Annotated in this window: 9 protein-coding genes and 2 rRNA genes; 4 read left to right on the plus strand and 7 right to left on the minus strand. The window is 74.7% G+C overall.

Features of this window, described 5'->3' with window-relative positions:
* Positions 1-3 precede the first annotated feature (3 nt).
* Both BMZ33_RS20850 and BMZ33_RS20855 read left to right on the plus strand, forming a co-directional pair.
* Positions 4-717 carry a CHRD domain-containing protein gene (locus tag BMZ33_RS20850; protein ID WP_169064659.1) on the plus strand — a complete coding sequence of 238 codons (714 nt, stop codon included), beginning with the start codon at positions 4-6 and terminating at the stop codon, positions 715-717.
* 144 nt (positions 718-861) lie between these two features.
* Positions 862-1,338 (plus strand): class F sortase, encoded by a 477-nt coding sequence (locus BMZ33_RS20855; protein ID WP_211202923.1) that lies wholly within the window; start codon positions 862-864, stop codon positions 1,336-1,338.
* A 4-nt stretch (positions 1,339-1,342) separates the two neighbouring features.
* On the opposite strand, the gene BMZ33_RS20860 is transcribed toward BMZ33_RS20855, so the two are convergent.
* Genes BMZ33_RS20860 through BMZ33_RS20880 form a run of 5 tightly spaced genes read right to left on the minus strand, consistent with a single transcriptional unit; the run spans position 1,343 to position 6,561 of the window.
* Positions 1,343-3,055 (minus strand): ribonuclease J, encoded by a 1,713-nt coding sequence (locus BMZ33_RS20860; protein ID WP_091115945.1) that lies wholly within the window; start codon positions 3,053-3,055, stop codon positions 1,343-1,345.
* Positions 3,052-3,966 carry a 4-hydroxy-tetrahydrodipicolinate synthase gene (dapA, locus tag BMZ33_RS20865; protein WP_091115949.1) on the minus strand — a complete coding sequence of 305 codons (915 nt, stop codon included), beginning with the start codon at positions 3,964-3,966 and terminating at the stop codon, positions 3,052-3,054. Before dapA ends, BMZ33_RS20860 begins: the two co-directional genes overlap by 4 nt.
* A 10-nt stretch (positions 3,967-3,976) precedes the next feature.
* Entirely contained in the window at positions 3,977-4,501 is a 525-nt protein-coding gene (locus BMZ33_RS20870; RefSeq protein ID WP_091115952.1) for a dihydrofolate reductase, read from the minus strand.
* A gap of 3 nt (positions 4,502-4,504) precedes the next feature.
* Entirely contained in the window at positions 4,505-5,317 is an 813-nt protein-coding gene (locus tag BMZ33_RS20875) for a thymidylate synthase (protein WP_091116059.1), read from the minus strand.
* An 11-nt stretch (positions 5,318-5,328) separates the two neighbouring features.
* Complete coding sequence (locus BMZ33_RS20880) at positions 5,329-6,561, minus strand: winged helix-turn-helix domain-containing protein (RefSeq protein ID WP_169064661.1); 1,233 nt, start codon at positions 6,559-6,561, stop codon at positions 5,329-5,331.
* A gap of 65 nt (positions 6,562-6,626) precedes the next feature.
* On the opposite strand from BMZ33_RS20880, the gene BMZ33_RS20885 reads away from it, so the two are divergent.
* On the plus strand, positions 6,627-7,208 hold the full coding sequence (locus tag BMZ33_RS20885; protein ID WP_091115955.1) for a GNAT family N-acetyltransferase: 582 nt from the start codon (positions 6,627-6,629) through the stop codon (positions 7,206-7,208).
* A complete protein-coding gene (locus tag BMZ33_RS20890; protein ID WP_091115957.1) occupies positions 7,205-7,867 on the plus strand; it encodes a DUF2461 domain-containing protein in 663 nt (220 codons plus the stop codon). The genes BMZ33_RS20885 and BMZ33_RS20890 overlap by 4 nt, the downstream gene beginning before the upstream one ends.
* Positions 7,868-7,960: 93 nt before the next feature.
* Here BMZ33_RS20890 and rrf read toward each other — a convergent pair.
* Positions 7,961-8,077, minus strand: a 5S ribosomal RNA gene (gene rrf, locus BMZ33_RS20895).
* A gap of 97 nt (positions 8,078-8,174) precedes the next feature.
* Positions 8,175-8,268: ribosomal RNA gene (locus tag BMZ33_RS20900) — 23S ribosomal RNA — on the minus strand; the annotation flags it as partial.

Genomic DNA, 8,268 nt, shown 5'->3' on the forward strand with positions numbered 1-8,268 from the left:
CCCGTGTCCCCACTCCGCTCGACCCTCGCCCGCACCACCCTCGTCACGGGCGTCGCCGGCGCCGTCGTCCTGACCGGCGGGGGTGCCGCGTCGGCCGAGACGGAGGTGGCCGAGCCGGCCACCTTCACCAGCGCCTTCACCGCCATGGCCGCTCCGGACCAGGTCGTCGACCCCGACGGCGTCCCGACGCCGGGCACGCCGGGCGCATCCGGCACCTTCACCTACCGGATCAACTCCGACCTGGAGATCATCTGCTACGAGATCACCCTCTCCGGCGTCACGCCGCCGTTCCAGAGCCCGGCCAAGACCGCGACGCACATCCACCAGGCTGCCGCCGGTCAGCCCGGGCCGCCGCGGATCGCCCTCCCGAACCCCGAGGACGACGGCACGGGACGGCTGGTCAGCAGCGGCTGCCTGCAGGGGCCCTTCACCACCGGGGTGGTGACGGACGGGACCGACACCGGCGAGGGCTTCACCCTCGCCGAGATCGAGGCCGACCCGTCGGCCTTCGCCACCGACACCCACACCACGGCCAACCCGGCCGGCGCCGTGCGCGGGCAGCTGACCGCCGTCCCGGCCGGCGGCGTGGAGACCGGAGCCGGCGGGACGGCGGAGGACTCCCTGGTCCGCACTGCGCTGCTGTCCGTCGCCGGCCTGGGCGCCCTGGCCACCGCGGGCACGGTCGCGCTGCGCCGCCGCGCCACGACCGGCGCCTGACCCGTGCGCCCCGGACCCGGGCTCGCCGGGCTGGTGGCCGCCGTGCTGCTGGCCGGCTGCAGCTCCCCGGACGGTCCCGGGTCCGGGGCTGCGCCGCCCTCCGCCACGCCACCCCCCGCCACGTCCGCGTCCGCGGCACCGCCGGTGGGGGGAGGCCCGGCCGTCGTCGACCCGACCACCGTGCCCGAGCCGGTCGCCGTCTCGGTCCCTGCGCTCGGGGTGGCCGGCGACCTGCTCGCCCTGGGGCTGCTGCCCGACGGGACCGCCGAGGTGCCCGCCGACCCCGACCGGGTCGGCTGGTTCACCGGAGGCGGCCGGCCCGGGGCACGGGGGCCGACGGTCCTGCTCGGGCATGTGGACTCGACCGCCGGCCCGGCCGTCTTCCACGACCTGCACGACCTGCGCGCCGGCGACGTCGTCGAGGTCACCGTGGCCGACGGGTCGGTGGCTCGGTACGAGGTCACCGGTCGTGAGCAGGTGCCCAAGGACGAGTTCCCGACCGCTGCCGTCTTCGGCGCCACGACCGAGGACGTCCTCCGCCTGGTCACCTGCACGGGGGCGTTCGACCGCGGCGCCCGCAGCTACGTGGACAACCTCGTGGTCACCGCCGTGCGGCGGTGACCGCTCACACCTCCAGCACCGTCGGGATGATCATGGGCCGGCGGCGGTGGGTGTCGCTGACCCACTTGCCGACCGTCCGGCGGATGACCTGGGAGAGGCGGTGGGCCTCGGTCCGCCCGTCGGACAGCTCCCGCTTGAGGTTGTCCTCGACCAGCCGCAGGACCTCGTCGAAGGCCGTCGGGTCGTCGGAGAAGCCGCGGGTGGACAGGTGCACCGGCCGGACGATCGTCCCGGTCGAGGGCTCGACGACGACGGTGAGCGCCACGAAGCCCTCGTCGCCGAGGATCCGCCGCTCCTGCAGCGACTCCTCGCCGACGTCGCCCACGTTGAGCCCGTCGACGTAGACGTTGCCCACCGGCACCGAGCCGGAGATCGAGGCCTTGCCGTCGACGAGGTCGACCACCACGCCGTCCTCGGCGAGCAGCACCCGGTCGGCGGCCATGCCGGTCTGCTCGGCCAGCGCCGCGTGCGCGCGCAGGTGGCGCCACTCGCCGTGCACCGGCATCAGGTAGCGGGGCTTGGCCACGTTGAGCAGCGTGCGCAGCTCCCCGGCCGGTGCGTGCCCGGAGACGTGCACCCGCGCGGTCTCCTTGTGCACCACGGTGGCGCCCAGCCGCGCCAGGCCGTTGATGACCTTGTAGACGGCGGTCTCGTTGCCCGGCACGAGCGAGGAGGCCAGCACGATCGTGTCGCCGGCCTCGATGGTCACCTGGTGGTGCTCGCCGCGGGCCATGCGACCCAGCGCCGACAGCGGCTCCCCCTGCGACCCGGTGCTCACCAGCACGACCTGCTCGGGCGGCATCGACGTCGCCTCGTCGAGACTGACCATCAGGCCGGGCGCGACGCGCAGCAGCCCGAGGTCGCGGGCCACGCCCATGTTGCGGACCATCGAGCGGCCGACGAGGGCGACCTTGCGGCCGTGCGTGTCGGCGGCGTCGAGCACCTGCTGGATGCGGTGCACGTGGCTGGCGAAGCTGGAGACGATCAGCCGCTGGGTGGCCCGCCGGAACACGTCCTCCAGGACCGGGCCGATCGACCGCTCCGGCGTCACGAAACCGGGGATCTCGGCGTTGGTGGAGTCGGCCAGCAGCAGGTCGATCCCCTCGAGCCCGAGCCGGGCGAAGGCGCCCAGGTCGGTGAGGACGCCGTCGAGGGGCAGCTGGTCCATCTTGAAGTCCCCGGTGTGCACCAGGACGCCGGCCGGGGTGTGCACGGCGACGGCGAGCGCGTCGGGGATCGAGTGGTTGACCGAGATGAACTCGCAGTGGAACGGCCCGGCGACGTGGTCGTCACCGGCGGCGACCTCGACGAGCACCGGGTCCAGCCGGTGCTCGCGGAGCTTGGCCTTGACCAGGGCCAGGGTGAACCGGGACCCGACCAGCGGGATGTCGCTGCGCATGCGGAGCAGGTAGGGGATCGCGCCGATGTGGTCCTCGTGCCCGTGGGTGAGGACGACGGCCGCGACGTCGTCGAGGCGGTGCTCGATGACCCCGAAGTCCGGCAGGATCAGGTCGACGCCGGGCTGCTCGGCCTCGGGGAAGAGCACGCCGCAGTCGATGACCAGCAGCTTGCCGTCGAACTCGAGCACGGCCATGTTGCGGCCGATCTCGCCGAGCCCGCCGAGGGCGATGACCCGCAGCCCGCCGGCGGGCAGCGGCGGCGGCGTCTTGAGGTCGAGGTGCGGCTGGTTGGCCTGTCCGGCCGAGCTGACGGTCACCGGGTGTGGACCTCTCCGAGGTGGACCCCGCCGGCGGCGAGGTCGGTGCGCAGCTGGTCGAGCTGCTCGGGCGTGGCGTCGACCAGCGGCGGGCGCACGGGGCCGGCGGGCAGGCCCAGCTCGCGCAGCGCCGCCTTCACGGTGATGACGCCCTGGGTGCGGAAGACGCCGGTGTAGACCGGCAGCAGGCTCTCGTTGACCTCGCGCGCCTTCGCCAGGTCGCCGGACTCGACCGCGGCGATCAGCTCGGCCAGCCGGGGACCGACCAGGTGGCCGACCACGCTCACCACGCCGACCGCGCCGAGCGCGAGCATCGGCAGGTTGACCATGTCCTCGCCGCAGTAGTAGGCCAGGTCGGTGCGGGCCAGCGTCCAGGCCAGGGCGCCGAAGTCGGACTTGGCGTCCTTGACCGCGACGATGCGCGGGTGCTCCGCGAGGCGGACCAGGGTGTCCACCTCGATCGGCACGACCGAGCGCGGCGGGATGTCGTAGAGCATCACCGGCAGGTCGGTGGCGTCGGCGACCGCGGTGAAGTGGCGCAGCAGCCCGGCCTGCGGCGGCTTGTTGTAGTACGGGGTGACGACGAGCAGGCCGTCGGCCCCGAGCCGCTCGGCGCGGCGGGCGTTCTCGATGCTGTGCGCCGTGTCGTTGGTGCCGACGCCGGCGACCACGGTGGCGCGGTCGCCGACGGCGTCGATGACGGCCTCGAGGACGGCCTGCTGCTCGCCGTCGGCCAGGGTGGGGGCCTCACCGGTGGTGCCGAGCACGACCAGGCCGTCGTGCGCCTGCCGGTCGACCAGGTGCGCGGCCAGCTCCTGGGCCCCCGCCAGGTCGATCGAGCCGTCCTCGGCGAAGGGGGTCACCATCGCCGTCAGCACTCGCCCGAAGGGCCGGGCGGGGTCGGTGGTCATGCGGTCGAATCTACCGACCGGCCGCGGCGGCGCCCGGCCCGGCAGCAGGTGCGCGCACGTACTCGGAGACGGCGTAGGCCAGCCCGGTCGTCGACGTCGCCCAGCCGTGCTCCGGCGTCCGGGCCGTGCGGTGCCAGCCGGGGCCGAGGGCGGGCGCGCGGGTGTCGCCGTCGACGGCCAGGTCGACGTCGGTGACCACCAGCCGGTCGGCGTGCGGCAGGAACGCGGCGTACACCGCGGCGCCGCCGATCACCCAGAGCTCGCCGGTGCCGGCCAGCACCTCCTCGACCGACCCGGCGCGCTCGGCGCCCCCGGCCGGCCAGTGCGGGTCGGTGGTGAGCACGACGTTGCGCCGTCCGGGCAGGGGGCGGGCGCGCGGGGGCAGCGACTCCCAGGTGCGCCGGCCCATGACCACGGTGCTGCCGGTGGTCAGCTGCCGGAACAGCCGCAGGTCCTCCGGCAGGTGCCAGGGCAGCCGGCCGCCGGCGCCGATGACCCGGTCGTGCGCCTGCGCCCAGATGAGCCGGACCGGCACCCGTCAGACCGCGACGGCGGCGCGGATGGCCGGGTGCGGATCGTACCCGTGCAGGGTGAAGTCCTCGTAGCGGTGGTCGAACAGCGATGGCGCCGGGGCGATCTCCAGCGTCGGGAACGGCCGCACCTCGCGGGAGAGCTGCTCGCGGACCTGCTCGACGTGGTTGCTGTACACGTGGCAGTCGCCGCCGACCCAGATGAACTCACCCGGCTCGAGGCCGACCTGGGCGGCGACCATGCGGGTGAGCAGCGCGTAGCCGGCGATGTTGAACGGGACGCCGAGGAACATGTCGGCGCTGCGCTGGTAGAGCTGGCAGGACAGCCGCCCGTCGTGCACGGCGAACTGGAACAGCGCGTGGCAGGGCGCCAGTGCCATGTCCGGCAGCGCGGCGACGTTCCAGGCGGAGACGACCATCCGCCGGGAGTCGGGGTCCGTGCGCAGCGTGTCCAGCACGCCCTGGATCTGGTCGACGGCGCCGCCGTCCGGGGTCGGCCACGAGCGCCACTGGACGCCGTAGACCGGCCCGAGGTCGCCGTCCTCGTCGGCCCACTCGTCCCAGATGGTGACGCCGTTCTCCGTCAGCCAGCGGGTGCTGCCCTCGCCGCGCAGGAACCACAGCAGTTCGACGGCGACCGACCGGAAGTGCACCTTCTTGGTCGTCACCAGGGGGAAGCGCTCGGACAGGTCGTAGCGCAGCCGCTCCCCGAACAGGCTGACCGTGCCGGTGCCGGTGCGGTCGGACTTCGGCGTCCCCGTCTCGAGGACGCGGCGCAGCAGGTCCTCGTACTGCGTGTCGACCCCTCCGCTGCTCGTCACGGGCACCGAGCCTAGGCGACGCCGGACGCCGCGGCGGTGAGCGCGCGGGTGAGGTCGCTCGCCAGGTCGCCCCGCTCGGCGACGGCGACGTCGTCGAGCCGCAGCCAGCCGGCCATCAGCCGCAGCTCGGCGGCGAGCTCCGCGGCGACCTCGGCCCGGTCGACGCCGGCCTCGGCGTGGGTGGCCTGCGCGCGGAGCACACCGGCCTGCCGGTCGGCCTTGAGGTCGACGCGGGCGACGAGGCGGTCGCCGAGCAGGAAGGGCAGCACGTAGTAGCCGTGCACCCGCTGCGCCGCGGGGGTGTAGATCTCCAGCCGGTAGCGGAAGCCGAAGATGCGCTCCACGCGCGGCCGCTCCCACACCAGCGGGTCGAACGGCGAGAGCAGCGCGCGGGCGCGGACCCACCGCGGCCTCCGCGCCGCCGGGTCGAGCCAGGCCGGGGCACCCCAGCCGTCGACCTCGACGGGCAGCAGCTCCCCGGCGTCGGTGAGCTCGGCGACCGCCTGGCGGGCCGGCGCCGGGCGGAGGCGGAAGTAGTCGCGCAGGTCCCGCTCGGTGGCCACGCCGAGGGCGCGGGCGGCGGTGCGGACCAGCTCCCGGACGGCGTCGGCGGGGTCGGGCGTCGGGGTCCGCAGGACGGCGGGCGGCAGCACCCGCTCGGTGAGGTCGTAGACCCGCTCGAAGGACGTCGTCCGGGCCCGTGCGGTGAGCACGCCGGTGTAGAAGAGCCACTCCAGGGCCACCTTGCCCGCGTGCCAGTTCCACATCGAACCGGGCCGGTCGGGCCGGGGTTCGGCGAGGTCGCTGGCCTTGAGCGGGCCGGCGCTGCGCACCCGGTCGAGCACCTCGGCGACGTAGCCGGGCCGCTCCTGCTGGATGCGCACCATGGAGCCCCAGGCGTGCTCCTCCGCGGCGGCCATGCGCCAGCGCAGGTGGGGGTGCAGGCGCACGGGGAGGTAGCTGGCCTCGTGCGCCCAGTACTCGAAGACGTCCGACCGGCGGGCGGTGAAGGCGTCCATCGCGGCCCGCGGGTAGGCGCCGAGCCGGCTGAACGCCGGCAGGTAGTGGGAGCGGGAGAGCACGTTCACCGAGTCGATCTGGACGACCGCCATCCGGTCGGTCACCTTCCGCAGCTGCCGGGTGCCGGGGACGACGGCCGGCCGCGGCTCGGCGAACCCCTGGGCGGCGAGCGCCGTGCGCCGGGCGAGCGCTGCCGGCAGCCGGTCGACGGCGGGAGGGGTCACACCTCGATCCTGCCGTGGCCCGCCGACGGTCTCGCGCCGGCGGTGGGTCGACCTACGCTGCTTGCGTGGAGTCCCTGCCCTTCCCGCGCCTGACCGGCACCGCGGAGGTGTCGGTGCGCCCCGCGGTGCCCGCGGACGCCGCCGCCATCGCACGGGTGCAGGGCGAGACGTGGCGGACGGCGTTCCGTGCGCTGCTGCCGGCCGCGGTGCTCGACGGCTGGGACGCCGCGGCCGCGGAGGCCGCGTGGAGGGCCGCGGTGGCCGCTCCCCCGACGCCGGGGCACGGCGTCCTGGTCGCTGTCGACGACGGCCGGGTCGTGGGCTTCGCCGCCCACGGCCCCGCCGAGCTGGACGGCGGCGAGGCGCCGCACCCGTCAGGGCCGACGACGGACCTGGCCGTGCTGCTCGTGGAGCCGCGGTGGGGACGCCGCGGGCACGGCAGCCGCCTGCTGGCGGCGGTGGCCGACCTGGCACGCGGCACGGGCGCCCGCCGACTCCAGGCGTGGGTCGCCGAGGCCGACGAGGTGACCGCCGGCTTCCTGGAGTCGGCCGGCTGGGCGCGCGAGGGGTGGGTCCGCACCCTGGACGCCGCCGGCACGCCCGTGCGGGAGGTCCGCTGGCACACCCTCCTGGAGGGCGACGCATGACGTTCACCGGCTTCCCCGACGAGGGGCTGGTCTTCTACGAGGGGCTGGAGGCCGACAACTCCAAGACCTACTGGTCGCGGTCGCGGTCGGTGTACGAGGACTGCGTCCGCGCGCCCGTGCAGGCGCTGGTCGACGAGCTGGCGGGCGAGTTCGGCCCCGCCAGGCTCTTCCGTCCCCACCGCGACGTGCGCTTCAGCAACGACAGGACGCCCTACAAGACGCACCAGGGCGCGGTGGCCCACCAGGAGGGCCGGGGCGCCGGAGCCTGGTACGTGCAGATCTCCGCCGAGGGGCTGCGGGTGGCCGGTGGGGCCTGGCGGCTGGAGTCCGACCAGGTGGAGCGCTACCGCCGGGCAGTGGCCGACGACGTGCAGGGACCGCGGCTGCGCACCGAGGTGGACCGGCTCGCCGGTGCCGGCTGGACCGTGGAGGGCGACCGCCTGACCCGTGTGCCCAAGGGCTACGACGTCGACGACGCCCGGGCAGACCTGCTGCGCCACCGCTCGCTGCACGCCGGCCGGCTGTTCCCCTTCGCCGAGTGGCTGCACACCCGGGAGGCGCTCGAGCACGTGCGCTCGGCCTGGCGCGAGCTGGCCGACCTCAACGCGTGGCTCGCCGACAACGTCGGCGCCACCACCAGGGAGGTCCGCCGCCGCTGAGCGGCGCTGAGCCGTCGAGTGGCGGACCCGGACCACTCCTGAGAAGTGCTGGAGGGCCCCCACCGTGTGGTGGGGGCCCTCCAGGGAATGGTTGTCCGGCGGTGTCCTACTCTCCCACCCCGTCTCCAGGGCAGTACCATCGGCGCTGAGAGGCTTAGCTTCCGGGTTCGGAATGGGACCGGGCGTTTCCCTCTCGCCATGACCGCCGTAACACTGTGAACATGTCAACCCGATCGGGGTTGGATGCGTTCAGAACCGCACAGTGGACGCGAACACGCTTGCTTTGTTGGCTTGACAGCAGGTGTGTGTGGTCAAGCCCTCGGCCTGTTAGTACCGGTCAGCTCCACACCTCGCGGTGCTTCCACTTCCGGCCTATCAACCCGCTGGTCTGGGCGGGGGCC

Source organism: Geodermatophilus dictyosporus, from assembly GCF_900115505.1.
Lineage (GTDB): Bacteria > Actinomycetota > Actinomycetes > Mycobacteriales > Geodermatophilaceae > Geodermatophilus > Geodermatophilus dictyosporus.